Genomic DNA, 25,665 nt, shown 5'->3' on the forward strand with positions numbered 1-25,665 from the left:
GACGAAGCGCAGCCTTGTCAGGAGGCGCCGCGGACGCGCAGCGCCGCCGTCATCGCCGTGAACTCGCTGATGCGGAGCAAGCGGGCGGCAAGGGCGTAGACCCCGGCTCCGGCGGCGGCCGCCGCACCGATGATGACGGCAGAACCGGCGGAAGGCCCGAGGGCGTGGGCGACGGCGGCCGCGCCGAGTCCCGCGACGGCCCCGGCCACCAGCATCCGGGAGTGTGAGGCGATGAGGTGGTGGCCGTCGATGCGGCCGATCCGGCGCCGGAGCAGCTGGGCGGTGACGGCGCACCCGAGTGCGTAGGCCACGGCGGAGCATCCCGCCAGAGCGATCAACAGGTCCGGGCCTGAGGCGACGCGTGTGGCGGTCAGGCTGGTCGCCAGAATGGCGGCGGAGACCGTGACGCTGATCAGGGCCGGTGTACGGCTGTCGCCGAGGGCGAAGTAGACCCGCAACATGATCTGATAACCGGCGAACGGCACCAAGGCCAGCCCGTACGCGGCGAGTACCGCGCCGGTGAGGTGCGCCGCGCCGGCCGAGGCGTTCCCGTGGTCGAACAGCATGGTGGTCAGGTCGGGGCCGAGCACGATGAGGGCGGCGGCGACCGGCACCAGCGCCACGCCGGTCAGCCGCAGGCTCTGTGACAGGTCGGCGGTGATCTGGGGAAGGTCGCGCGCGGCGGCCGACCGGCTCATGCGGGGCAGCACGCCGGTGATCACGGTCACCGCGATGACGGCGTACGGCAGCTGGAACAACGTGTACGCGTTGGAATAGACGCTGACCGCACCGGGGCCGGCCTGGGAGGCCAGACGCGTGAGCACGACGAACACGACCTGGGCAGCGGCCACCGAGGCCACCGTCCATCCAGCCATGGCGGCGATCCTGCGTACGGCGATGCCCCGGGGGTCGGCGCGCAGCCGCAGCGGGAATCCCGCTCTGCGACCTGCCACGGCCAGAACGATCATCTGGGCAGCGACCCCGGTGCTGGTGCCTACGGAGAGCAGGAGCGTCTGCGCGCGCGTCAGCTCCACTAGCCGGCCGGACCCGCCGATCGCCAGGAAGATCAGCGCGGTGGCGATGACCACCAGATTGTTGGCCACAGGAGCCCACATCGGTACGGCGAAGCGGCCACGGGCGTTCAGGATCGCCGCAAGCGTCGCGCTCATGCCGTAGAAGAGGATCTGCGGCATGAAGAAGCGGGTGAAGACGACGGCCAGATCGTGCTGCGCCGGGCTGAACCCGGGCACGGTCAGGCCGACGATGAGCGGCGCCGCGACGATCGTCACGATCACCACCACCGCGAGACCGTAGACCACCAGGGACAACAGTCGCTGCGCGAACAGGTCGCCGTCGACGCTCTTGTCGGCGGCGGTGCGGACCAGAAGCGGGACCAGCACACTTGCGACCGCCCCGCCCATCACGAGCTCGTAGATCGTGTTGGGTGTGACGTTGGCCGCCGTGTAGGCGTCGAGTAAGCGTGTGCCGAGTCCTAATGCGGCGATGAGGGCCACGGTGCGGGCGAACCCGGTGATGCGCGAGACCAGGGTGGCCGCCGCCATGGCCCGCCCCGTATGGATGAGCCTCGGTTGATCCGCCATACCGAGTGTCCTTCCGCCCGGAGTTCCTCCCGCCAGTATTCCGCCGATCTTGGTCGGTCTGTGTCGGTCCGTGTCGCTAAAGTCCCGCCCATGACCCCAGCCGACGAACTTCTCCACCGGATCGAGACCACTCCTCAACTGGCCGCCCTGCTGGTCTGGCCCGGCGACTTCGACATCGAGCGCCGCGACCCCGTCGAAGAACTCAGCCTGCCCTCCGGGCTGTCCCTCACCGCGATCGCCGGAGACGCCTCCGGCGGCACCTACTTCCTGTGCGGACCGGCCGGCACCACCCGCCCGGTGCTTTTCGCCGACTCCGAGGGCCAGGCCACCCTGATGGCCGCCGACCTGGTGGAGGCGATCACTCTGATCGCCGCACATCCCTATTGGCGCGATCTGCTTCACGGTCATTCGGCCGACGAGATGGAGGAGATGATGAGCGAGGACGACCCCGACTACCCGGTCGCGCGTGCCGAACTCATCAGCCTTCTCGGCGTCACCCCACCGTCGGCCGAAGAGGCGGTCGCCCGCCTGCGCGCCGCCGCCTCCCGCACCGTTCCCGACTTCCTGCCCGTGGCCCTCCACGAGGAAGGCGAGTCGCAGTACGAACTGATGTGATCCGCCGCCGGTTGCGTTCATCTTCTCGACAGGGCCGAACGGCTCCGGCGAGGCCGCGGATTTCCTTCATTCACGCGACCCCGGCGTGAATTCCCGCCTCGGCTGCCGCGCATTTTCTTGCAGGACCGGCCTGCTAATGCGGCCCGGTCCTGCCTAGTCGGCACCCCTGTCCACGACCGCCTGCGTGGCGCCGACTGCCGTGGCCATTACGCCAGATAACGGACATATCGTACATATCCCCACCGTACAAATCAGACATAAACCACAATTGTGATCAAAACGATCTCTATTGGTTCAATGGTGTCAATAAAGAGATAAGCACAGACAAAACCCGGTGAGTACCGTTTGTCATGCTGTGGGCACGGAAAATAAGACAATGCAGGCATGACCTGACAAAGGTCACCCGAAAGGCGTTTTCCGTGTTAATAGGAAGGCGTCTCAGCGTAGAGATAAAAATTCTTCACGGGGGAACAAATGCCCAACTTCAAGAGCCTCGCTGGAGCGCTCGCCCTCAGCACCGCACTGACCGGTGGCGCCGTCGCGCTCGGCAGCGCCGTCACCACCAACGCCGCGAGCGCCGGCACCGTCATGGGCGGCGGCTGCGGTGGGGGCTGCGGCTGGGGCCGGAGCTGCAGCCGGAGCTGCGGTGGGGGCTGCGGCCGGAACCACAACCGCAACCACAACAGGCAGTTCCAGCACAACCGGCAGCGCCAGCACCAGAACCAGCACCTGATGCGTGACTTCACCCTGGTCGTGTCGCCGTTCCAGGCGGGCAACGACCACGCCAACCCGTGGCAGCACCAGGACAGCCACTCGAGCGCCCCCGTCATGTGACGATCGGCCTCCGATTCGCCCAGTCGTCTCCCGGGGGCCTGATCTGAGACGGTGCATGCGAAACCCCCGGCCGGGGTGGTCCCGGTCGGGGGTTTCCCGCTTTGCCCTGCACGGCTCCCGCCGTACGGCCGAAGCGGTGGGTCGTACAGCTCAGCCCGTGGCGCCGTGGGCGAAGACGGACCTCGCCCACAGGTAACCGGCGAACGTAAGGCCGACGCACCACGCGAGCGCGATGGCCGCGCTGTCGCCGATCGGGGTTCCCATCAGCAGGCCCCGCAGTGTCTCGATGATCGGCGTGAACGGCTGGTACTCGGCGAACCACCGCAGCCCGGCGGGCATGGAGTCCGTCGGGACGATGGCACTGCCGAGGAAGGGGAGGAACTGCAGCGGCAGCGGGATGTTGCTGGCGCTCTCCGGGCTCCTGGCCACCAGGCCGATCCCGGCCGCCAGCCACGTGAGGGCCAGGGTGAGCAGCGTGAGGACTCCGGCGATCGCGATCCACTCGAGGAACGTGGCGCTGGGCCGGAAACCCATGAGCAGCGCGACCCCGACGACGAGCGCGATGCTGACCAGCGTCTGGATCACGCTGCCGACGACATGCCCGGTCAGGAACGACGCGCGGGAGATCGCCATCGTGCGGAACCGGTTGACGATGCCCTCTGTCTTGTCGGTGCAGACGCCGACCGCGGTGACCAGGGCTCCGGCGGTCGCCGTCATCAGGATGATGCCTGGGGCGAGGTAGTCGATGTACGAGCCTCCGCCTGTCGGCGTCCCGCTGATGCCGGCGGCCAGGGCGCTGCCGAAGACGTAGTTGAAGAGGAGGAGCAGCACGATGGGCGTGCCGACGATCGACAACGTCAGGCCGGGGTAGCGCTGCGCGTGCTTGAGGTTGCGCCGCAACATCGTCATCGAGTCGCGCAGGGCGTAGGACATGGAGCTCATCGGATGCTCTCCTTCTGGGCGGGGGCGTCGTCGCCGGACCGGGGGTGACCCGTGAGGGTGAGGAAGACGTCGTCGAGGTCGGGGGTGTGCACGGTGAGCGCCTCGGCCTCGATCGAGGCGCCGTCCAGGACGTCGAGGACGGAGCGCAGGGCGGGCACGCCTCCGTCGCTGGGGATGTTCAGGGTGAGCTCGTCGCGGTCGGACGTCACCGAACCGAAGAGCGCCGCCGCGGATTCGAGCGTGCTCACGTCGGCGAACCGCAACCGGATGTGGCCGCCGGGGATGCGGCGCTTCAGCTCTTCCGCGGTGCCCTCCGCGACCAGCTTCCCGTGGTCCAGGACGGCGATGCGGTCGGCGAGCTGGTCGGCCTCCTCCAGGTACTGCGTCGTCAGGAAGATCGTGACGCCGTCCGCGACCAGGCTGCGGATGATCTCCCACATGATCCTGCGGCTGCGCGGGTCGAGTCCCGTGGTGGGCTCGTCGAGGAAGATGATGCGCGGGTCACCGACCAGCGTCATCGCGAGGTCGAGCTTGCGCCGCATGCCGCCGGAGAAGGTGACGACGGGCTTCCTGGCGGACTCGGTGAGGTCGAAGCGCCCCAGCAGGTCCGCGGTGCGGCGGCGGCCCTCGCGGCGGGGCAGGTGGTTCAGGTCCGCCATCAGGAGCAGGTTCTCCTCGGCGGTGAGGAGGTTGTCCACAGCGGAGAACTGGCCCGTGACGCCGATCGCGGCACGGACGGCGTCGCCCTCGCGGGCCACGTCGTGTCCCGCCACGTGCGCCTGGCCCGCGTCCGCAGGTATGAGCGTCGAGAGGATGTTCACGGTGGTGGTCTTGCCGGCGCCGTTGGGGCCGAGCAGGGCGAAGATCGAGCCCTCGGGGATGCGCAGGTCGATGCCGTCGAGCACCACCTTGTCGCCGTAGGACTTGGACAACCCGGCGGCGCTGATGGCCGGCTTGAGTGTCGTCGCAGATGAAGAGGCCATGGTGGTCATGTCTCCTGGGCTTCGTGGGGTGATCAGGAGTGCTGCCGCCGGCGTGGCGGAGCGGTGGATCCGGGCGCGCCGAAGGTCGCGCGAACGCCTGGTCGTGGCTCGGCGGGGAGGAAGCGCGGGATCGGTGAACCCGCTGGGCCCGGCGGGCACGCGAGGGCGGTGAATCGCGGCGCCCATCGGCGGGGCATGACGGATCGCGACGTGGCCGGGGAATCCCGGTCAGGCGTGACGGCCGGCCGAGAGGCCGTGAACGCGTCGCCGGACCGGGTGCGGGGGTCCCGGCGGGGAGGTGAGCGGGCCTGGAACGGAGGTCGGTGACGGGGGAGGTGGTGCGTGGGGTCAGGCGCGGTGGATCAGGATGTCACCCAGCGCGGTGTGGGCGCGGACCTCGACGGTCTCGCCGGAGGTTCCGGGGCCGTCGGACGAGTCGAGGGAGTTGCGCAGCCTGCCGAAGTCGGTGTGCACGTCGAGCCAGGCCGCGGTGGACTCACGGATGCCGACCTCGAGGTCGCCCGCCGCGGTCTGGAGCGCGACCTGTCCGCGCACCACTTCGCCGATCCGGATGGCGCCGTTGGCCGCCTTGGCGTCGACTCCGGCGTGCGCGACGCCGACCGAGATCTGGCCGTTCGCCGTGCTCGCCCGCAGGTCGCCCCTCACCGAGCCGATCTCGGTGTCGCCGTTCATGTTCTTGACCGTGGCCTTGCCGCCGACGTCGCCGACATCGATGCGGCCCGACCCGGACACCTCCGCGTCCCCGGCCACGTGGTCGACGCGGATGTGACCGTGGTCGGTCTTCAGGCGAGCGGTTCCCGCCTCGTCGACCTGGATGGTGCCCATGGAGGTCTTGAGCCGGCACTGGCCGAGGAGTCCGTCGCAGGTGAAGTCTCCCAGGGCCGTAACGGCCTCGACGTCCGACCCGGCCGGTAGTTCGACGCGCAGGTCGAGCGAGCCGGGCTTGCCGAACAGCGAGCGCTTCCTGGGGCCCTTGACCAGCAGCCTGCCGCCGGAGCAGGTGACCGTCGTCTCACGTGCGGCCCGCACGTCGGCCTCGTTGGCGCTGTCGCTCGGCAGCACCTCGACGACCGTGTCGGTGCGCTCCCCGGCGACGATCCGGGCGTATCCGACGTCGAATTCGATGGTGGCGGAGATGGGCTCGGGTGTGTCGAAAGTAGGCATGGTTGTCCCGTCCTCTTGACTCTGGTGTGTGTGCCCGCTGGTAGAGCGGCCGGAAGAAGATGTGGGCGACGCCGGGCGCGCCTAGCGCACCCAGCCGGTGAAGCCTTGCTTGTCCCGACGGCGGCTGCGGGGGGCCGGCCGCCCGCGCTCGCCGGAGTCGAGGGCTGCGGCGACCGCCCTGACCAGCCAGGCGTTGACCGAGAGGCCCTCCTGGCCTGCGGCGTCTTCGACCCGCGTCTTTAGGTGGGAGGGCAGGCGGAGATTGATCCGCGCAGAGCCGCCCTCGTCGGTGTCAGGTGGCGCGGCGGTGACGGGTGCGTGCACGACGCTCGGCGCGCTCTCGTATTCCGCGGCGTCTTCATACGGCTCCTGCGGCAGCGGCAGGGTCACCACGAACTCGGGGTCGACGCCGCGGAGCCGTACGTCGACCGAACCCGGCGCCAGGTCGCGAGTGACCTCGCTCATGGCGGCGGACAGTGCGTTGAGCAGGGTGAGCCTGGTGGCCGACTCCAAGGGGGCGGTGAGCCGCTCGGCCAGGGCGCGGGCTTCGTCTCCGCCCGCGTCCGCGGCGACCGCGAGTTCGTGCCGGAGGTTGTCGACGTATGGCGTGAGGTCCATGGCATCATCATGGCACACGTTTGGCACCATGTGAAGCCATCAATGGCACCAATGTGTGCCGCAATGGTGCCATCGCACGAAAACCCTGGTCAGACGGCATGCGGGCATTCAGCAGACCTCGGTGAAGCCGATCGCCGCTCCGCCCGTCGCCACGGCGTGCCGGAGAACAGCGACAGTGGCCCGCACGAGCAGCGCCCCCGGGCTACCGCCAGGGCATGTGCTGAAGGGTCCAGGTGTTGCCGTCCGGGTCGGCGAAGGCCGCGTAGAAGACGCCGCCCATGTCCTCGACAGGGCCGACGTCCGCGCCGCGTTCGATGAACGTCGCGCGGGCCTGCTCGATGTCGCTCACCACCAGATGCAGGCCCCGCAGCGTGCCCACGGGCATGTCGAGGGAGGCGATGCCCTCGGTCAGGGTGATCGAGCAGGCCGAACCCGGCGGGGTGAGCTGCACGACCCTGACGCCGTCGGCCGGCCGAACGTCCACGTCGACGTTGAAACCGAGGCCGCTGTAGAACGCCTTGGCCCTGTCGACGTCCGAGACGGGCACCGGGACGAGTTCGAGCAGGAACATCCCCGGGAGGACGGGCGGCGTGGCGGCGCCGTCGGGGGTCTCCGGGACGTCGGTCTGCGCAGGCCGGGAGTCGGTCATGGCTGCTCGCCCTTCTGTGTTGTTGTCTCCGTGTTTCGGTGCCGGGACCGATCGGGCGTCAGCGGTTCGCGGCGAGGCCGGCGAACAGGTTCTCCCACATCGGCATCACGGTCTCGGGGGAATACCGTAAAGCCGTCGTGGCGGCCGCGGCACCCATTTTGATGCGCAGGTCGCGGTCGGCGATGAGGCGGCCGAGGCCCGCGGCCAGCCCTTCGACGTCGCCAGGAGGCACGAGCAGCCCGTCGGTCTCATGGGTGAGCACGTCGGCGGGGCCGGTCGGGCAGTCGAACGCGACCACGGGCAGCCCGTGGCTCATCGCCTCGATCATCACCATCGGGAGCCCCTCGAACCGGGAGCTGAGCGCGTAAATCGACGCCTCAGCCAGTTCCTCATGCAACCGGTCGCTGCGGCCCATCAGCGTGACGCTGTCGCGCAGCCCGTGCTCGTCGACGAGCGCGGCGAGTTCGGCCTTCTTCCGGCCGGTGCCGAAGATGCGCAGACGCCACTCGGGGTGATGCTCCACGACCCGCTTGAACGCCGGAATGAGCAGGTCGAAGCCCTTCTGGGCGACGAGCCTGCCGGCCGCGACGACGAGCGGCCGTTCCAGCCGGGACCGTGTACGGCTCAGCGTGTGGACCGCGTTCGGTATCCAGGTGACCGAGGTGCCGGGCAGCAGTTCCCGGTATTCGGCCTGGTCGGTCTCGGTGAGAGTCACAACGGCGTCGAATCGCGGGTAGTGCCGGGCGATCGCGTCCCGCACGGTGGCGGGGTAGGTGCCCAGGTTCATGTGATCCTGCGCGACACGGATGACGCTCTCCGGCGTACGGCGGGCCGAGATGAGGTTGAGCGCGGGCCGGGTGGTCACGAGGATCCCGTCTCTCAGGCCGGAGACGTAGTCGATGACGGCGCGTTCGACCCGTTCGGTGAAGTAGCCGGCCTTGAACTCCCCGGGCGGGACGATCCTGCCCCGGATCACCCGCCAGGCCCGGCGGCCCGCCGAGTCGGCGCGGACACCGTCTCTCTGGTCGACCAGCGTCGTGACGCCGACCCGGGGGTCGATGTCGAACTGCGGCAGGTCACGGCGGCGGACCACGCTGATCAGCTCCGTCCGGTGGCCGGCGGCCGCCATGGCGTTGGCCTGGTTGACGACCGTGCGGATGGTGCCGCCCATGCCGTACGCGTGGAGGAGCATGTAGCGGATCGTCATCGATCCACCGTGCTCTGGGCTCATTTGGGCTCCGCCGTACGGGGGAGGTAGCGCCAGCGCACGCACATCGGCCGGAGCACCTCGGGGATCTCCTCCTCACCGGGGAGGTCGCGGCCGGGCTGCACGCTGCCGGAACGGATCTTGTCCTTCCAGTCGCCGAGCCCCTTCTCGAGCACGGTCTGCGAGCCGTAGGTCAGCATCTCCGCCTCCCATGGAATGTTGAGGAAGTCGCAGATGCGGCGGGTCTCCTTCTCCGGCTCCGCCGTCAGGTCCTCGTAGTGCACGGTCAGGCCCGGCAACGCCTTGCGCGCCCGCTGAACCGCCTTCATGTACCGCAAGGCGTCGATCGCGGCCTCCTCGGGTGTGCGCTTTTCCGGGTCGGCCTCATGCCAGGAGGCCGCGATGGACGCGGGATGGCGTAGCAGGAAGATGAAACGCGCGTCCGGCCAGCAGGTGGAGATGCGCTGGTAGGCGAAGGCGTTGGCCGGGGTCTTGTCCACGATGAACCGTTTGCCGCTCTTGGTCAGTTCCCGGTGGAGCACCCGGTCCCACAGCAGATGCTCCAGATCTGTCTTGTTGTGGCCGAGGGCGTCCATGGCCGTCTCGGCCAGCGGGGTGCCGAAGTTCACGAGCAGGCGTCGTACGTGGAGTTCGTGCGGGGCGTGCAACATCGGGTGTGCGTTGAGCATCGCCCGCAGCAGAGTGGAGCCCGAGCGCACCGGGGACAGGATGAAGACGGGCGCGACCAGCAGCCGATCGATCGCCGGCTCTGCGGGCGGCCGGATCTCCTCCTCCGGCTCGGGAGCCGAATCCTCTTTTCCTACTCTGTTTAGCTGAAATCCCGCGTATTTGACGAAGGCATTGTTGACCTTCCGTTGCCAGGCCATAACGGAAGAGACTACTTCTTTTTCCTAAGAATTCATGTGGAGTCCACCGGGAGAACTCTCAGGAAGTTCACATGTACGGCGGAAACCCTATATTCCTATCTTTTAACTGCAATTAATCACTCGTCATCGGGAGACGGGCTCGCCAAAGTGTCGAATATTCTCGGATCTTGCGGCCCCTCTTCGACCTGAAGGACCTTTATGCCCACGTCGACGGCACTCGTCCGAACCGCTCGCCCTGACCGTTACATCAAGCAGCTCATATCGCACCTGGGCCACAAAGCCACGGCGCAGCTCACCGGCGACGGCCGGGGCACCATCACGTTCGATGCGGGGACCTGCGTGCTGGCGCCGTCGGTCGGCCACCTTGAGCTGATCGTCGCGGCCGGGGACGCCACGGCCGTCGCAGCGGTTCAGGATGTCGTCACCCGTCACCTCCTGCGTTTCGCCACGCAGGAGACGCTCGACGTCGCCTGGACGGCGCCTGCCGACGCGGCCACCATGCAGATCCTCGACCCCGTCGTGGGCGACTATCTGCTCACGCACTGCACGCCCGCCGACGACGTGCTCCATGACCTGGTCGCCGAGACGCGGGAGACCACCGGCGAAGTCTCGGGCATGCAGATCTCCCACGACGAGGGAGCCTTCCTGACCATGCTGGTCCGCCTCGTGGGGGCGCGGAGCGCCGTCGAGGTGGGGGTGTTCACCGGCTACTCCTCGATCTGCATAGCCCGGGGTCTGGCCGACGGCGGCCGGCTTCTCGCCTGCGATGTGAGCGACGAATGGACCTCTGTCGCCAGGCGTTACTGGGAGCGTGCGGGCGTGGCCGACCGCATCGACCTGAAGATCGGCCCGGCGATCGAGACGTTGCGGGCGCTTCCCGCCGAGCCGTACATCGACTTCGCCTTCATCGATGCGGACAAGGTGGGATATCCGGACTACTACGAGGAGATCGTCCAGCGCTTGCTGCCGGGTGGTCTCGTCGTCCTGGACAATGTGTTCATGGGTGGCCGCGTCGCCGACCCGGCGTACCAGGAAGAGCGCCATCAGGTGATGCGCGGCCTGAACGATCTGCTCGTCTCCGACGATCGGGTCGACGTGGTGATGCTGCCGGTGCGCGACGGCGTCACGCTCGCCCGCAGGCGATGATCCTGCCTGGGCGTTTCGCGCCGCGACCGCATGACCCGTCATGTGGTCGCGGCGGCCCGGCCATGCGTGCGGTCAGAAGCTCGACGTGAGCACGGCCCGGGCGACCCGGGCGCGAATCGGCGCCATTTCGGTCTCGAGGGCGGTGATCTCCGGCTCGGCGAGGATGATCGCGCCGTCCACCGGCGGGCGCTCGGCGGCCAGACGCACCCGGAGGTGGGTGGGCGGATGGCTCTCGTCCACTGCCGTCATGTGGAGGGCCGACGCCCGGAAGCGCCGGAGGCGCTCGGTCTCGGGGATCGAGGCGACGAACTCCCGGAGCTTTTCCCACAGGTCCTGGCGCTCCGCGTCGCGTGATCCGGCTCGCACGGGTCCGCCCTTCTGCGGGGCGAGCGCCATTCGCTGCAGGGCGAGCTCCACGCTGGGTCCGAGGACGAGGGTTGCGAGGGCCGACCGGGACGCCGCCGACGAGCCGACCCGCGCTGCCAGGTCGTCCGCGAGGTATTCGGCCCGCTGGCCGGCCCGCAGGGTGAAGCGCCGGAGCAGGCTGAGGACCAGCCCGGTCACCTTGTAGGGGACGAACAGCATCACACTGACCACCCAGTCGGCGATCACGCTGGTCAGGTCCGAATGGAAGGACGTCCTGCCGGGATAGGTGATGTGCAGCAGCCGGACGAGCGCGTTCTCCGCCGAATGGAGCCATATGCCACGGCGGGTGTCACCGTTGCGAGCATGCCCGAATTCGTGACCCAATATTGAGACGCGTTCCTGTGGCTCGAGCAACTCCCACAGGGGCAGTCCGATGGTGAGAATGCTGCGACGGCTCAGCGACGTCCTCCCGTACGAGGCGTTGAACTCGGGTGTGACCCGGATCAGGTCGATCGGCGGCGCTCCTATCTCTGTGGCCACCCGGTCGGCGAGGTCGTACAGGCGGGGCGCCTCGTCACGGCTCAACGACCATTTGTCTCGCTTGAAACGGCCGAAACGCGGGCGGACGACGAAAGTGACGGCTAGCCCCACCAGTCCGAGGAATTTGACCCAGGGGTTTTCTGCGACCAGCAGCCATACCGAGCCGGCCGCAAGGAGCAGGGTGGCCAGGTGCACAGCTCCGGCGATGGTGATCGCGGCGAGATGCTCCTTGTCGTGCCGTGGGCGCGCGTCCGTCGAGTCGGACACCTCCGCGTACAGGCGTTCGACGACCGCGCGGTCGGAGGTCCGCCGGGCCTCGTGCCGCCGGGCTGAGCGCCCGTGACGTTCCTCGGCAGGTTCGAGGTCGACGTTCCAGTTGCACGCCGGGCACCACGAGGTGAACCTCGGGTCCTCTTGGACGGGGGAGGAGCAGGAGGGGCACAGGTTGCCGGCGGGCGCGGTGGGGGGCGACGTCATGGCGATGATCATGCCGCGGGCGCGGCTTGTGCCGCTGAACCCGGTACGAACGGTGCGCTACAGCGTGACGCCGACGAGCTTGGTGAGGAACCGGTCGATCTGGTCCTCCAGCGGCGGCCACGGGAGGTCGGGCTGGTTGACGCGCATCGACACGCTGCCGTGGACGGCCGCCCGCAGGTCGAGTGACACCGTCGCGGCGTCGTCGGCGGGGGCGAGTCCGGCGTCCATGCATCGCCGGACCGCGGCGGTGGTGCGCTCGCCCAACTCCTGCTTGAACGACATGGCCGCGCGCTGGTTGAGCGTGCTCTCGTGGAGCACCTTGTAGAGGCCCGGGTGCCGCTGGACCCATGTACCCAGCACCAAGACGCGGGCGCGCAGTGCGGTCACCGGGTCGGCGGAGCCGGCCTCCGCCTGGTCGACGGCCTGAACGAGGTCGCGGTGAAAGCGCTCCAGGGCGGCGAGCACCAGCGCGTCCCTGTCGGCGAAATGGATGTAGACCGAGGTCGCGGCGATGCCGACCTCGCGCGCCACGGCCCGCAGAGACAGGGCCTGGTCGTCGGCGAGCTCGTCGAGCATTCGAATGGCGGCGGAGACGATGTCGTCGCGCAGCCGTTCGCCCTGGCCGCGCGGGTTGCGGCCCCGGCCGCTCCGCTGTGTGCCGTTTCCGGCGGATGTCGCCTCCATGTTTCGCCATTGTAGGGGGACGATCGTTGCGCTACGGTTGTAGCGCTACAGCTGTTCACCTAGAAGGGGAGCCCATGGATCAGGTCAAGGAGTTGGACCCCGTGTTCGCGGAGATGACCGCCGCCACCTACCACAAGGCGTGGGAGGAGACCCCGGAGCTGACGACGCGGGAGAAGGTCTTGCTGTCGGTCGTGGCCGACGTCTGCCAGCAGACCCTCGGCCTGCCGTTCGAGCTGCACGTGACGATGGGCAGGGAACACGGCGTCTCCGCCGACGACCTGCGAGAGCTGCTGCGCTTCATCGCCTACGACAGCGGCTACCCTGCGGCGATCGAGGCGTTGACCCGCGTGACCGCCATCGAGAGGGAACACGGCCTGGCCGGTCCCACCGGGCAGGGCCATGAGGTGAACGCCGAGGGTTCGGGGAGCCCCATCCCCGCATCCGCGAGGCAGGCCGTACGCAACCTGGACGCACGCTTCGCCGACTACATGGACCTGCAGTCACGCATGCGCGCGGGCATGCGGCGGTTGAGCGTACGTGAGCGCGCGTTCGCCACCGTGACCGTCGACGTGCTGTACCAGACGCTGGAGGAGAGCTTCCGGCTGCACGTGACCCGGGCGCTCGGCGCAGGGGCCACGCCCGACGACGTCCGTGCCGTGGTGCGGTTCTCCGCGCAGTTCGGCATGACGAAGGCGTGGCGCGGGCTCCGCGTGCTCGACGCGCTGTTCACCGAGACCGGATCGGTCTTCGGCTGACCCGCCTGCGCGGGAACGGCGGCCCGCCGTGCTCCTTCGTACGGCGGGCCGACGGTCACGGCGATCACGGAGTCACGGCCGTGTTTCCGCGACGAACCGGGCGATGACGTCCGTGAACTCCGCGGGCTGCTCCAGATGGCCCATGTGGCCGCTGCCCTCCAGCACGGTCAGGCGGGAGCCCGGTATGCCGTCGTGCAGCATGTGGGCCCAGCGGGTGCCGCAGATGAAGTCGTGCGCCCCGGTGACGACCAGCGCAGGGGGAGCGAGCGAACCGAGGGCGTCCCGCACGTCGAACGGCGCCGGCTCCTCCCCGCGCATCGGGTCGATCCAGGCGCGTACGGCGCCGCGCATCGCAGCGAACTCGCTCTCGCGGGCCCAGTAGTCGGCGAAGTAGAGCGGGAGGATCCGGCGCAGGGCGCCGGTGTAGGCGTCGTCGTCGGCAGCGGCCAGAGCCTCCTGGAACGCCCCCGGCATCTCTGCCGCCTCGGGCCAGTCGGGGTGGAGTTCGGGGAAGCGGCCCACACTGGCCATCGCCGCGGCCCAGAACTCCTCACCGGTGACCGGCGAGGTCGCGAAGAGGATGAGGCCGGAGAGCCGATCCCCGTGCTCAAGGGCGTAGCGCTGGGCGACGAACCCGCCGTGCGAATGGCCGAGCAGGAACACCTCCGGTAGGCCGAGGTGCTCGACGACGGCGTGGAGGAATCGCACGTAGGTGTCCAGGCGGTAGTTGCGAGGATCGGCCAGGCGGCCCGAGGCCCCGGTGCCGACCGGTTCGAGATACACCATGGTCAGGTGCCGCTCGAGTGCGGGCATGCGGAGGTACTCCCAGCCGATGCCGGGGCCGCCGGAGTGGGCCACGCACACCGGCCCTGCGCCGTGGACGTGGAAGACCTGCCGCACGCCGTCGACGTCGATCTCGTGCGTGCCCGGTGAAAGCGTGGGCGTGGCGATGTTCATTCGGATCTCCCCGAAACCGCCGCTCCTCAGGGAGCGGGCCTGATCTGTCGCCGACCAGATGCGGGGGCCCGGGGAGAAGTTCGCTCGCCGGTCGTGTTTTTTACCTCAGAGCGCGGGGCGCGGATGGAACAGCCGCAACCGCCGGACCCGTCCCTCACGCAAACCGTGCAGCCAGACCACGCCGGGCGGGCAGTGATCGGGATTGTCGGGCGGGCTGATCAACTCGGCCTCCCAGATCGTCAGATCCCGGCCGGCGACCACGTTGGAGATGCGCTGTCGGACACCGTTGGACAGGTCGAAATCCATCGCCCAGACCGCGAAGTCGCGCCCGGAGCCGCCTCCTGGGCCGGGCCGCTCACCGTTGGGGCCGACGAACTCGGCCTCGGGCCACCACTGCTCCTTCACCACGTCGGCGAAGGCGCCCCGCTGGGCGGCGGCCATCATCTCCTCGGCCTCCTGCCGGCGGGCCCTGGTGAACGACGCCGAGTCGTCGTGCGCCAGGTCGGCGGTGGCCCTCAGCGCGTCGGCGAGCTTGGCTCTGGCCTGGTTCAACCGGCTGCGGACGGTGCCGACCGGCACGCCGCACAGCTCGGCGATCTGGTCGTAGGACGAGACGTCGCTGAAGTACCGCAACAGGGCCACCAGGCGGATCGGTTCCGACAACTCTCCGAGCGCGTGCCACACCCAGTCGCGCATCGAGCCGCCGTCGAGCAACTCCTCCTGCGTCGGTTCGGCCGACGGCAGGCCCAGGGCTTCCATGTCCCCGTACGGCAGTGCGCGCGACTCCCTGAGCCGCATCCTGCACACGTTGCGGACGACGGTCCGCAGCCACGGCCCGGCGGCGGCCGGGTCGCGCAGGTCACCGATGCGCCGCACCGCCACCAGCATGGCGTCCTGGACGGCGTCTTCGGCGTCCGGCCCATATCCGAGCAGGCTCAGCGCCACCGCCTGCATGCCGGCCATGTGGCGCGACAGCAGCACCCCGAGGCCCGCCGCGTCTCCCGACTGCGCGGCGAGCACCAACTCGACATCCGACTCCGTCAGCACACCGATCTCCCTTCCGGCGCGCGCGGCGCCCCCCACTGGATGCGGCGGCCCTCCGGAAAGTTCGACAACTCGGCCGAGATATTTCAGCCAAAAATAGGACGAAGGGGCATATATCGCCCTTCTTGGTACGGCGAGGCTACCTTGACGTCAGTCGCCCAGACCAGCCTGCCGTGCCCGCACCACGGCCTGGGCGCGATCGGCCACCTGCAGCTTCGCGAAAATCGAGGTCAGGTGGTTCTTGACGGTCTTCTGGCTGAGGAAGAGCCCGCGGGCGATCTCGGCGTTCGACTTGCCCGAGGCGAGCAGATCGAGGATCTCCCGCTCCCGCTGGGTCAGCTCGGGAAAGGGCCCGCTCGCCGGGCCGGTGGTGAGGAAACGCCGGATGCGCCGGGCCACCGCCGGGCCGTACACGGCCTCTCCTTTGGCGACGGCCCGTACCGCGGCCAGGAAGTCGGCGCCGTCGGTGCCCTTGAGCACGTAGCCGCGCGCGCCGGCGCGCAACGCGGCGAAGACGGAGGCGTCGTCCTCGCTCATGGTCAGCACGAGCACGCCGAGGTCGGGGCGGCGGTCGATCAGCCGCCGGGTCGCCTCGATGCCCGTCATGCCGGGCATCACCAGGTCCATCACGACGACGTCCGGGTTCAGCGCCAGGTCGAGTGCGACCGCCTCCTCGCCGTAGCCCGCCTCACCGACCACCTCGGCCCCGCCGACCTGTTCGAGCAGGGCACGCAACCCGTGCCGGAGCAGCGGATGGTCGTCCACGAGCAGCACACGGATCGGGCCGCCCGCAGGCTCGGCATCCGCTGGAGAGGAAGCGCCGGGGTCCGGCGACGCGGCGGAGCGATCCGGGCCGCCCGAGCTCATAGAGGAAGCGCCGGGGTCCGGAGAGGAAGCGCCGGGGGAAGCGCCGGAGCTCATAGGGGAAGCACCGCCTCAACGATCGTGCCCTTGCCCGGGCTGGACGTCCTTCGCAACAGGCCGCCGAGCTCGGCGGCGCGTTCCCGCATACTGCCCGACCCGACTCCTTCGACGACAGTGTCGGGCAGTCCGCGGCCGTCGTCGCGGATCTCCAGCAGCAGCTGCTGCGGCTCGGCCCTGGCGCAGATCTCCACGCTTGAGGCGTCCGCGTGTCTGAGCGCGTTGGCCAGCGCCTCCTGGCTGATGCGATAGGCGGCCACCTCCACCGCCGCGGGCAGGTCGGGCAGGGGTTCGGGAACCCGTACGGCGACGACCGGGCCTGAGCCGGGGTCGGGCGCGGTGTCCAGGACGAGGTCTTCGAGCGCGCCGCCCAGGCCGAGCTCGTCCAGCGCGGGCGGCCGCAGGTCGTTCACGATCCTGCGGATGTCGCCGACCATGCCGTGGGTGAGCTGGCGCACCTCGCCCAGTTCCTTGCTCAGCGTGTCGTTGAGCCCGGCGGGAGCGGTGGCCCGGATCAGATCCAGCCGGATGCAGATGGCTGCGAGGCCGGGGCCGAGACCGTCGTGCAGGTCGCGACGGAGCCTGCGGCGCTCCTCCTCACGCGCGATGACCAGCCGTTCGCGCGACGCCTGCACCTCGCCGGCCAGCCGTACCGCGGCGAGGGCGACCGCCAGGTGGCGGCCCAGGTCGTCGAGCACCGCCAGGTCGAGCGGCGACAGCTCCTCGCCCGGCGAGCGCGGGGCCGCCCGCAGCTCACCCTCCAGGTGCCCGCCGCTGAGCAGCGGGAGCCGTACGCCCGTCTCGGGCACGCCGCCGACGACGGACACGGGCGAACCGTCGGCGGCCATGACGGCGACCGACGGGAGCCGGAGCGTGTGCGCCACGGTCTCCGCCGCGCCGTCGAGCAGCCGCGTCGGGTCGGCCGACGCCTCGAGCCGCTGGCCGAGCCGGGACAACGCCGCCGCGGGGTCGCCCCGGTTGCCGAACAGCAGACGGGCCACGGCCTGCTGCACCGCATGGCGTGCCGGCGCGAACGCCACCGCCACCACCGCCGTGCCCAGCAGCGGCTCCAGCACGCCGTCGTGCTCGCGCAGCAGCGCGGCGAAGGTGGCGACCGTCGTGAGGTAGGCGCCGAGCAGCACGCCGGTGACCACGACGTAGACCACCGTGCGGCGGATCAGCACCTCGACGTCGAACAGCCGGTACCGGAAGATCGCGACGGCGGTCGCGGCGGGGAGCAGCGGCAGCGTCAGGGCTTCCAGCCACACGCCGAGCAGGGGAAGATCATCCGGCGGCGTCGCGTCCACCACGACCGCGACCGCGATGGCGAGGGCCGCCGCGAGCACGGGCAGGAGCTGACGCCGGTCTTCGGCGAAGCGCACCCGGATGGCCAGCGCGACGACGCCGGCGACGGCCATGGCGACGATCACCACGGCGAACCACGCCGAGGCGAGGCCGGTCGGGACGAAGCCGAGCGGATTGGGGTCCTCCCTGCCCCACACCCAGATCCGGTCCCTGAACATCAGGAGGACCTGCAGCACGGCGGCCGCCCCCACCAGCGTCGCGAGCACCCAGCGCCATCGCGGCGACGGCGGCCGGCCGTCGGGCAGCAGGATCGGCAGGAGGAACAACGGGCCGAACCCGGTGAAGAACACCCAGTTCACCACCCACGCCGCCAGTGCGGTGCCCGGCCACGCGTGCGCTTCGCCGTACACGGCGTAGCCGCCCGCCAGCGCCTGCAGGGCGAGCCCGGCGCCGCTGAGGCAGAACAGCCAGCCCAGCGGGTTGCGCGGCCTGCGTGTCACGATCAGGGCTCCGACCAGGGGGAAGGTCAGACCGACGACGGCATCGAGCATGAGGTAGGTGGTGTCGGGGACCGGCACCTGGGACGTCAGGGCGACGCCGGCCAGGATGGCGGCGGTTGACGCGCCCGGAATCGCCCACGGCCATCGATACGCACGCATTCGCACATAGTGGGATATCCGCGGCTCTGCTCACAATGGGCGCGGGACCCCGGCAGGACCACCGGCTCAGGCGAACAGGACCGCCGGGCGGATGAACTGCCGTCATGCATACGATCACCACTCCTTCGCGGGAAGGAGATCTGACCCGGCGCCAACTCTGGGTCTTCGCCTTGGTGCTTCCCGCGCTCGTGCTCCCGTCCCTGGCCTACGCGGTGTCGCAGGGCCTCGACCTCAACCGGATCAGCGAGGCGCCGATCGCCGCGCAGATCGCCACCTACGCCGGCGGCTTCATGCCGGGCATCGCCGGGCTGGCCGCCTGGCTGGCGGGCGGCAGAGGGCTACGCGGCTTCGACTGGGGCTTCCGCCGTGTGCCCTGGCGGACGATCCTCCTCGCGTGGGCGTTGCCCGTGCTGTGCATCGCGCCGGCGTACGTCGCGGCCTGGCTGACCGGGGCCGCGGGCTTCGACCCCGGCAACCTGGCCGAGGCCACCGGACTCCACCCCGTGCTCGGCGTGCTGCTCGGGCTCGTGCCGGGCATCGTGCCGTACATGGTGCTGGCGTTCGGCGAGCAGATCGGCTGGAGCTCCGTTCTCGCGGTGCGGTTGTCGCAGACCAGGAGCAAGGACGTCACCGCTCTCATCGTGGGGCTCGCCTGGTCGGTCTCCCACTTCCCGCTGATGCTGTTCGTGCCGGGCGCGGTCGAGAAGGGCGTGCCGACGGCGTGGGCGCTGCTGTGGTTCGCGGTGGACACGACCGCCCTCGCCTTCCCGCTCGTGTGGCTGCGGCTGCGCACCGGCAGCATCTGGCCGGTCCTGGTCATGCACGCCACGCTCAACGCGTCCATCTACTTCGTCTGCGCGGCCATGACCGCTCCCACGGCGCACTCGGGCTGGTTCGTCGGCGAGGGCGGCGTGCTGACGGCCGTCTCCGCGGTCGCGGTCGTCCTCGCCACCGCCCCCCTGTGGCGCAACGCCCCCAAGTCGTGAACGCGCCCGCGGCTGCACACACGCAGGCGTGACGTCTCGGGGGCGGCGTCACGCCTGCGCGGCCCGGCTCGTGTCAGGAGAGGTCGAGCTTCGTCCACGAAAACCCGTCGGCCCAGCCACGATCACCCGCAGCGAAGCCGAGCAAGGCCGTGACCAGCGGCCCCCGATCCCGGACGAGAGCCCGCACATGGCGGTCCGGCGACCCGTCCCTGTGCTCGAGCGCGAACCACCCGGCCTCCACCCCGGCGGAGGGCCCGAGCCCGATCTGAACATAGCGCTGCTCGCCCGCTTCGAGGATGAGGAACCAGTTCGAGCCCGACAGCCGCCGCACGGCCCGTTCGAGCACGTCCGGGCTGGGATCGGTCACCGGCTGGCCCACGCATCTCTCCAGGCGCAGCGCGGCGGGCAGCCGCAGAGCAGGCGGCAGGTGGAGGGTCGCCGACTGTGGATCGAAGCACACCAGGCCATGGCGATGGGCGAGTTCGACCACACGGGCGGCCATCTCGTCCGCGCGTGACCAGATCATCGACATCAGCACATGGCTCTCTGAGACCGTCAACGCCGCCGACCACGGTGAGCCCGCGGCATCGTCCAGCTCGTCGAGGTCGGGAAACTCGGCCGTCAGCTCCGCATGGAACGCGCCGACCGCCGGAGGCTCGACCAAACCCGTCGCGTCCCCTTCGCACAGCCGTACGTACTTCTCCGTGGCGGCGTCGCCCGTTATGCGCGCGGGTTCGAACCACACGCCCAGATCGAAACTCATCGGTTCCTCGCTTCGCCTTGATCCCTTCGGCTGCCGCGACCCTAGGGAGAGCCACCGACATTCCCGCGGGTGTACCGTCCGACTGCCCGGAACCCGTGCAGACAGGACGAACCCGTGACCACCATCGACAAGATCGCCTGGATTCATCTGCGGGACGGCAAGATCCTCAGCAGCCGCTCGCGTGGCAAGGACGTCTATTACCTCCCCGGCGGCAAGCGCGAACCAGGCGAAACCGATCTCGACACCCTCGTTCGTGAGATCGACGAGGAACTCGCCGTCGCCATCGTCCCGGCCAGCGCCGCGCATCTCGGCACCTTCCAGGCGCAGGCGCACGGCCACGCCGGCGGTGTCACCGTACGGATGACCTGCTACACCGCCGACCACGAGGGAACGCCGAAGGCGAGCAGCGAGATCGAGGAGCTCGTCTGGCTGACCTACGCCGACCGCGATCGCGTGTCCCCGGTCGACCAGCTCATCTTCGACCACCTCCACCAGGACGGCCGGCTCCACTGACCACCGCCGGGGTCATCGGTGCCGCCGCCATGATCAGCGATCACCTGTTCGCCGCAGCCGTCTGGCACCGTGCCCCCAGGTCGCCACGGGGACCGAGCTGACACTTTGTCCACGAATAACACAAAGTTTTATCAATCACGACGAAAGTCGTTCCCATGTCGGGAAAAGTGGCGTAACTTCCAGGTCAAGATCTCTGCAACGAGTCACCGCCGCGATGTGAGACCGCCGCGGCTGCGGCGAGCGTACGCCGAGGTCCCGTACCGGAAAGGAGCCACACCCAGCTCGGCAGAGGCATCGGGGGATCAAGCAAGCGATTCCGTCCACCCAATGGAGTCAGAGCACATGAGTGCGCACGAAGAAGAGATGCAGACCGCCGGTGCGTTACGCCGCGGGCTGGGCCTCAACCGGCGTCAGTTCCTCGCAGCCACCACAGGACTCACGGCGGCGGCGACCGTCGCAGGCATGGGTCCGCTCGCGTCGGCCGCGAAGGCGGCCCCGGGCCCCAACGGCACGCTGGTGCCGCCCGGCAAGCGCGGCATCATCCTCTACACCGTCCGTGACGCGACCTCGCGCGACCCGTTGTCGACGAACCTGCCCTCCGGCTTCCGCAGGGTGTTCGAGGAGCTCGCGCGGATCGGCTACAAGCAGGTGGAGTTCGCCGGCTACGGCCAGCACGCGAACGCCGAGGGCGGCGCCAACCTCGAGACCGTCGAGGGAGCCCGGCTGCTGCGCCGTTGGCTCGATGACAACGGCCTCGAGGCCGAGGGCAACCACGGCTTCATCCCCGGCTCGTGGCCGCTCAGCCCGGCCGACCTCGACCGGTTCAAGCTGCACCTGGAGATCGCCGACATCCTCGGCATGGGCCACGTGGGCACCGGCAACGACCCCACCGGCAGCGCGTACAAGGCCGACTGGGACGTCGCCGCCGACAAGTGGAACCAGCTCGGCCAGATCGCGACCGCGGCCGGCATCAAGCTGTACACGCACAACCACGACGTGGCCTACAGCTTCCTGCTCGACAGCGGTCCGCTCGATTCACGGGGCCGACCCACCCGCTCCTCGGGCATCCGGCGCCTGGAGTACTTCCTCCAGATCACCGACCCCGAGAACGTCTGGCTGGAGATGGACATCTACTGGGCGCATGTCGCCCAGTTCCGGTACCGCACCTTCACCGCGCCCGACGGGTCCGTGCAGGAAAGCATCTTCAACCCGCTCGGCGTCGTGCAGGCCCAGACGACGCGCTTCCCGCTGTTCCACGCCAAGGACGGGAAGCACAACCCGGCCACCGGCGACGGCTACAACATGGTCCCGTTCGGCACCGGCGACATCGACTACGCCGCCTTCTTCTCCCAGATGGGAGCCAAGGGCTACCACAACCCGATGTACGAACAGGACAACGCGCCCGGAGGAACGGCCAACCCGGGTCAGTCCCTGCAGTACGCCGAACTGAGCTACGCCAACATGTCCGCACTGCGCGGCTAACACAAGGCGGCTGACACTGGGCGGTTGACGCTGGGCGGCTGGCCGCACAGCGACCGTCCGCCGCTCCCGATGTGTCTCAGCGGACCGCCACGTCTTCGAACCGTTGCAGCGGCACGAGTGGCGGCCCGCCTAACTTTCCTGTCACCCCTCGGAAGAGGAGACGCAGCAATTGAAGCGTACTCGCATGATGCTCGGCGTACTTCTGGCGGCAGCGACACTTCCTCTCGCGCTGCCCGGCGCCGCACCGGCCTTCGCCCATCCGGGACACGACCCGGCCACGGAGTGGACCAACTACGAGAAGATCACCCTGACCAAGAACGTCGGCGAGCCTGAGGACCTCGCGGTGCTGCCCGACAAACGAGTCCTGCACACCGCGCGTACGGGCGACCTCCGGCTGACCGATCCGGCGACCGGCATCACAAAGATCGTCAACACGTTCTCCGTTTACAACAACTCGGAGGACGGCCTCCAGACGGTCGCCATCGATCCCCACTTCGCCGAGAACAAGTGGGTCTACATCTACTACGCGCCGAAGACCATGACGGCGCCGTACCCCGAGACGACTCCCACCGGGTCGGCGCCGAACTCCCTGCCCGCCGGCGCCGACGAGTCGTACTGGAACCAGTGGAAGGGCTACAACCAGCTGTCCCGGTTCAAGTGGACCGGCGACGCCCTCGACCTGTCCACCGAGCAGGTCATCATCAAGGTCGGCACGCAGCGCGGGCAGTGCTGCCACGTCGCCGGCGACGTGGACTGGGACGCCGACGGCAACCTCTACCTCTCCACTGGAGACAACACCCCGGCGAGCACGCCCGGGGCCAACGGCATGGCCCCCAACAACGACGCCCCCGGGATGAACCCAGGATTCGATTCGCGTCGCGGCTCGGGCAACACCAACGACCTGCGCGGCAAGATCCTCCGGATTCATGTGGAGGAGGACGGCTCCTACACGATTCCCGCGGGGAACCTGTTCCCGCAGGGGACTCCCAAGACCCGCCCGGAGATCTTCGTCACGGGGGTGCGGAACCCGTTCCGCATGGACGTCGATTCGATCACCGGCACGGTGTCGTGGGGCGACTACGGTCCCGACGCCGGCGCGCCCGACCCCAACCGGGGGCCGATGGGCTACGTCGAGTGGAACGTCACGCCCATTGACAAGCCCATGAACAGCGGCTGGCCGTACTGCACCGGTGACAACTTCAACTACAACAACTGGAACTACGCGACCGCCACACCGCGCGAGTGGTTCGACTGCGCGGGCGGTCCGGCGAACACGTCACGGTGGAACACCGGTCTGGACAAGCTCCCGCCCGCGACACCGGCGGACCTCTACTACGGTGACAACAACACCCACCAGCCCGCGGCCTGGGCGGGGCTGACCGATTTCGATCCGCAAGGCGGACAGGGGCCCATGGGCGGTCCCGTCTACCACTACGACCCGGCGAACCCGTCACCGACGAAGTTCCCCGAATACTGGGACAAGAAGTTCTTCTTCGCCGAGTTCTCCCAGGACTACCTCGCGGCGTTCACCGCGACCACCCCCGACGGGCCGGTGAGCGCGATCGAGCAGTTCCTGCCGAACAGCGCACTCACCTCGATGGCGATGCCCATCACCGACAGCCCGATGGACATCGAATTCGGCCCCGACGGCTCGTTGTACGTGCTCGACTACGGCGACGGCTTCTTCCGTGCCAACCCCGACGCCGGTCTCTACCGGATCGACTACGCGCCGGGAAACAAGACGCCCCAGGCGAAGATCAGCACCGATCGCGCATCGAGCAGCGAGGCACCGCTCACTGTCGAGTTCAGCGCGGCGGCGTCGCGCGACGAGGAACCCGGGACGCTGACGTACGAGTGGGACTTCGACGGCAACGGGTCCTTCGACGCGTCGGGTGTGACGGTCTCGCATACCTACACCGAACTCGGGCAGTACACCGCCCGGCTCCGGGTGACCGACGCGGGAGGCAGGTCCGGGCTGGCCACGACGGAGATCACCGTGGGCAACACCGCGCCCCAGGTGACCATCCAGATTCCAGGAGACGGAGGCTTCGTCGACTGGGGCGACGTGGTGCCGTTCCGGATCGCGGTGTCCGACGCCGAGGACGGCGACAATCCCGTCTGCAGCCGGGTGCAGTGGACCTTCGGCCTCGGCCACGACAGCCACGCTCACCCGCTGACGACCGGAACGGGATGTTCCGGCGCTTGGGCGGCTCCCGCCGACGCCCCCGAACACGGTGAGACCGAGAACATCTTCGGCGTCGTGGTCGTGAGCTACCGGGACAACGGGCACAGCGGCGTCCCGGGAGCGCTCGGCGAGGCCACGCTCATCATCAACCCGAAAGCGTTGCAGGCCGAGCACGCGGACACGAGCAGCGGGGTCACCGAGGTCGCGGACGATACGGCGTCCGCCCTCTTCAAGGTCACCTCATTCGACCCCGGCGACTGGATCGCGTACGACCCGGTGAACTTCTCGGGCATCACGGCGGTGACGACCCGGGCATCCGGCGCGGGCACGTTGTCCCTGCGATGGAACTCACCGTCGGCGGAGCCGTTCGCCACCATCACGGTGCCCGCCGGGGACGGCTGGCAGACGGTGAACACAGCACTCCCGAACGCCCCTGCGGGCAGCGGCGAGCTCTATGTCACCTCGTCCGGCGGCGTGGACGTCGACGCGTTCACGTTCGTGGGCGCCGGGATCGCGGACAAGACGCCGCCGACCGTGACGGCGACCCTCAACCCTGCCCAGCCGAACGGGGCCAACGGGTGGTACACCGGCAACGTCACGCTCACCGTCACCGCGACCGACAACGTCACGGTGTCAAGCCGGCAGTACTCCCTGAACGGCGGCGCCACCTGGTTGAACGCCAACAACCCGGTGACGCTGAGCGCGGAGGCCGTCCACGATGTGCGCTACCGCGCGACCGACAGCGGCGGCAACGTGTCACCGGTCGGATCGGTCACGGTCCGGATCGACAAGACCGCGCCCACCCTGTCGGTGAGCGGCGTCGAGTCGAAGACGTACGGAGACTCCGGCTCGGTCACACCGGTCTTCTCGGCGGCGGACACGACGTCGGGCGTCGACATCGTGACCGCGAAGATCGACGACGACGAGGTGTCCTCAGGCGAGCCGGTCGCCCTGTGGCGGCTGGCGCTCGGTGAGCATGAGCTGACCGTCACCGCGAAGGACAAGGCGGGTCACACCACGACGAAGACCGTGTCGTTCGAGGTCACGACCTCCTTCGCCGACGTGCGGGCGCTCCTCGACGCCTTCGCCGAGGCGGGCTCGCTCACGGCCGACGGCGCGGACGTCCTCGGTGCGCAGCTCAACGTGGCCGAGAAGCAGGCGGACAAGGACAAGCCGCAAAACGCGATCAGTGCACTGGAGCGGTTCGCCGGGTTCGCCGGCAGGCCGAGCAACGTCACCGACGCCGCCGCGCGTGACGCGCTGGTCCGCGACGCGGAGGCGCTCATCGCTCAGGTGGACGAGGCGTAGTCCTCCGATCCGAAAGGGAATGGAAGCACGAGGGTGCTCACGTCCGGTGACGG

The 25,665-nt window shown here is 69.3% G+C and carries 23 protein-coding genes; 8 read left to right on the plus strand and 15 right to left on the minus strand.

Annotation, left to right across the window (positions count from 1 at the left end; all coding sequences use genetic code 11):
* Nucleotides 1–17: 17 nt before the first annotated feature.
* On the minus strand, nucleotides 18–1,601 hold the full coding sequence (murJ, locus tag Pth03_RS32150; RefSeq protein WP_203948203.1) for a murein biosynthesis integral membrane protein MurJ: 1,584 nt from the start codon (nucleotides 1,599–1,601) through the stop codon (nucleotides 18–20).
* Between the two features lie 90 nt (nucleotides 1,602–1,691).
* Between murJ and Pth03_RS32155 the strand changes: the two genes are divergently transcribed.
* Both Pth03_RS32155 and Pth03_RS32160 read left to right on the plus strand, forming a co-directional pair.
* Entirely contained in the window at nucleotides 1,692–2,216 is a 525-nt protein-coding gene (locus Pth03_RS32155; protein WP_203948204.1) for a hypothetical protein, read from the plus strand.
* A 474-nt stretch (nucleotides 2,217–2,690) separates the two neighbouring features.
* Entirely contained in the window at nucleotides 2,691–3,050 is a 360-nt protein-coding gene (locus Pth03_RS32160; RefSeq protein WP_203948205.1) for a hypothetical protein, read from the plus strand.
* Nucleotides 3,051–3,200: 150 nt separating this feature from the next.
* On the opposite strand, the gene Pth03_RS32165 is transcribed toward Pth03_RS32160, so the two are convergent.
* From Pth03_RS32165 to Pth03_RS32195, 7 genes are all read right to left on the minus strand, one after another.
* Nucleotides 3,201–3,992 (minus strand): ABC transporter permease, encoded by a 792-nt coding sequence (locus tag Pth03_RS32165; protein ID WP_203948206.1) that lies wholly within the window; start codon nucleotides 3,990–3,992, stop codon nucleotides 3,201–3,203.
* Entirely contained in the window at nucleotides 3,989–4,984 is a 996-nt protein-coding gene (locus Pth03_RS32170; protein ID WP_203948207.1) for an ATP-binding cassette domain-containing protein, read from the minus strand. The genes Pth03_RS32165 and Pth03_RS32170 overlap by 4 nt, the downstream gene beginning before the upstream one ends.
* 339 nt (nucleotides 4,985–5,323) lie before the next feature.
* Complete coding sequence (locus Pth03_RS32175; protein WP_203948208.1) at nucleotides 5,324–6,160, minus strand: DUF4097 family beta strand repeat-containing protein; 837 nt, start codon at nucleotides 6,158–6,160, stop codon at nucleotides 5,324–5,326.
* An 81-nt stretch (nucleotides 6,161–6,241) separates the two neighbouring features.
* Entirely contained in the window at nucleotides 6,242–6,778 is a 537-nt protein-coding gene (locus Pth03_RS32180; protein WP_203948209.1) for a hypothetical protein, read from the minus strand.
* 202 nt (nucleotides 6,779–6,980) lie between these two features.
* Nucleotides 6,981–7,427 carry a VOC family protein gene (locus Pth03_RS32185; RefSeq protein WP_239119524.1) on the minus strand — a complete coding sequence of 149 codons (447 nt, stop codon included), beginning with the start codon at nucleotides 7,425–7,427 and terminating at the stop codon, nucleotides 6,981–6,983.
* Between the two features lie 58 nt (nucleotides 7,428–7,485).
* A complete protein-coding gene (locus Pth03_RS32190; protein WP_203948210.1) occupies nucleotides 7,486–8,634 on the minus strand; it encodes a glycosyltransferase family 4 protein in 1,149 nt (382 codons plus the stop codon).
* Nucleotides 8,635–8,654: 20 nt separating this feature from the next.
* A complete protein-coding gene (locus Pth03_RS32195) occupies nucleotides 8,655–9,521 on the minus strand; it encodes a sulfotransferase family protein (RefSeq protein WP_203948211.1) in 867 nt (288 codons plus the stop codon).
* Nucleotides 9,522–9,719: 198 nt separating this feature from the next.
* Here Pth03_RS32195 and Pth03_RS32200 point away from each other — a divergent pair, with 198 nt between their 5' ends.
* Nucleotides 9,720–10,667 (plus strand): DUF2218 domain-containing protein, encoded by a 948-nt coding sequence (locus Pth03_RS32200; RefSeq protein ID WP_203948212.1) that lies wholly within the window; start codon nucleotides 9,720–9,722, stop codon nucleotides 10,665–10,667.
* Nucleotides 10,668–10,739: 72 nt separating this feature from the next.
* On the opposite strand, the gene Pth03_RS32205 is transcribed toward Pth03_RS32200, so the two are convergent.
* Both Pth03_RS32205 and Pth03_RS32210 read right to left on the minus strand, forming a co-directional pair.
* A complete protein-coding gene (locus Pth03_RS32205) occupies nucleotides 10,740–12,050 on the minus strand; it encodes a M48 family metalloprotease (RefSeq protein ID WP_203948213.1) in 1,311 nt (436 codons plus the stop codon).
* A 57-nt stretch (nucleotides 12,051–12,107) separates the two neighbouring features.
* Entirely contained in the window at nucleotides 12,108–12,734 is a 627-nt protein-coding gene (locus Pth03_RS32210; protein ID WP_203948214.1) for a TetR/AcrR family transcriptional regulator, read from the minus strand.
* A gap of 74 nt (nucleotides 12,735–12,808) precedes the next feature.
* Between Pth03_RS32210 and Pth03_RS32215 the strand changes: the two genes are divergently transcribed.
* Nucleotides 12,809–13,489, plus strand: coding sequence for a carboxymuconolactone decarboxylase family protein (locus Pth03_RS32215; protein ID WP_203948215.1), 681 nt, complete (start codon nucleotides 12,809–12,811; stop codon nucleotides 13,487–13,489).
* Between the two features lie 72 nt (nucleotides 13,490–13,561).
* Here Pth03_RS32215 and Pth03_RS32220 read toward each other — a convergent pair whose 3' ends face one another.
* The 4 genes from Pth03_RS32220 to Pth03_RS32235 all read right to left on the minus strand — a co-directional run bounded on the left by Pth03_RS32220 (nucleotide 13,562) and on the right by Pth03_RS32235 (nucleotide 18,375).
* Nucleotides 13,562–14,446 carry an alpha/beta fold hydrolase gene (locus Pth03_RS32220; protein ID WP_203948216.1) on the minus strand — a complete coding sequence of 295 codons (885 nt, stop codon included), beginning with the start codon at nucleotides 14,444–14,446 and terminating at the stop codon, nucleotides 13,562–13,564.
* Between the two features lie 105 nt (nucleotides 14,447–14,551).
* Nucleotides 14,552–15,493, minus strand: coding sequence for an RNA polymerase sigma factor (locus tag Pth03_RS32225; protein WP_203948217.1), 942 nt, complete (start codon nucleotides 15,491–15,493; stop codon nucleotides 14,552–14,554).
* A 147-nt stretch (nucleotides 15,494–15,640) separates the two neighbouring features.
* Complete coding sequence (locus Pth03_RS32230; protein ID WP_239119525.1) at nucleotides 15,641–16,357, minus strand: response regulator; 717 nt, start codon at nucleotides 16,355–16,357, stop codon at nucleotides 15,641–15,643.
* A gap of 50 nt (nucleotides 16,358–16,407) precedes the next feature.
* Entirely contained in the window at nucleotides 16,408–18,375 is a 1,968-nt protein-coding gene (locus Pth03_RS32235; protein ID WP_203948218.1) for a sensor histidine kinase, read from the minus strand.
* Between the two features lie 104 nt (nucleotides 18,376–18,479).
* On the opposite strand from Pth03_RS32235, the gene Pth03_RS32240 reads away from it, so the two are divergent.
* Nucleotides 18,480–19,361, plus strand: a complete 882-nt coding sequence (locus Pth03_RS32240; protein WP_203948219.1) for a CPBP family intramembrane glutamic endopeptidase — start codon at nucleotides 18,480–18,482, stop codon at nucleotides 19,359–19,361.
* A 73-nt stretch (nucleotides 19,362–19,434) separates the two neighbouring features.
* Here Pth03_RS32240 and Pth03_RS32245 read toward each other — a convergent pair whose 3' ends face one another.
* On the minus strand, nucleotides 19,435–20,124 hold the full coding sequence (locus Pth03_RS32245) for a hypothetical protein (RefSeq protein WP_203948220.1): 690 nt from the start codon (nucleotides 20,122–20,124) through the stop codon (nucleotides 19,435–19,437).
* Between the two features lie 114 nt (nucleotides 20,125–20,238).
* Between Pth03_RS32245 and Pth03_RS32250 the strand changes: the two genes are divergently transcribed.
* The 3 genes from Pth03_RS32250 to Pth03_RS32260 all read left to right on the plus strand — a co-directional run bounded on the left by Pth03_RS32250 (nucleotide 20,239) and on the right by Pth03_RS32260 (nucleotide 25,612).
* Nucleotides 20,239–20,637, plus strand: coding sequence for an NUDIX hydrolase (locus Pth03_RS32250; RefSeq protein ID WP_203948221.1), 399 nt, complete (start codon nucleotides 20,239–20,241; stop codon nucleotides 20,635–20,637).
* 342 nt (nucleotides 20,638–20,979) lie between these two features.
* Nucleotides 20,980–22,119: a sugar phosphate isomerase/epimerase family protein gene (locus Pth03_RS32255; protein WP_203948222.1), complete on the plus strand. Its 1,140-nt coding sequence runs from the start codon at nucleotides 20,980–20,982 to the stop codon at nucleotides 22,117–22,119.
* A 169-nt stretch (nucleotides 22,120–22,288) separates the two neighbouring features.
* A complete protein-coding gene (locus Pth03_RS32260; protein ID WP_203948223.1) occupies nucleotides 22,289–25,612 on the plus strand; it encodes a PQQ-dependent sugar dehydrogenase in 3,324 nt (1,107 codons plus the stop codon).
* Nucleotides 25,613–25,665: the final 53 nt, after the last annotated feature.

Origin of the sequence: Planotetraspora thailandica (assembly GCF_016863335.1) — a bacterium.
Lineage (GTDB): Bacteria > Actinomycetota > Actinomycetes > Streptosporangiales > Streptosporangiaceae > Planotetraspora > Planotetraspora thailandica.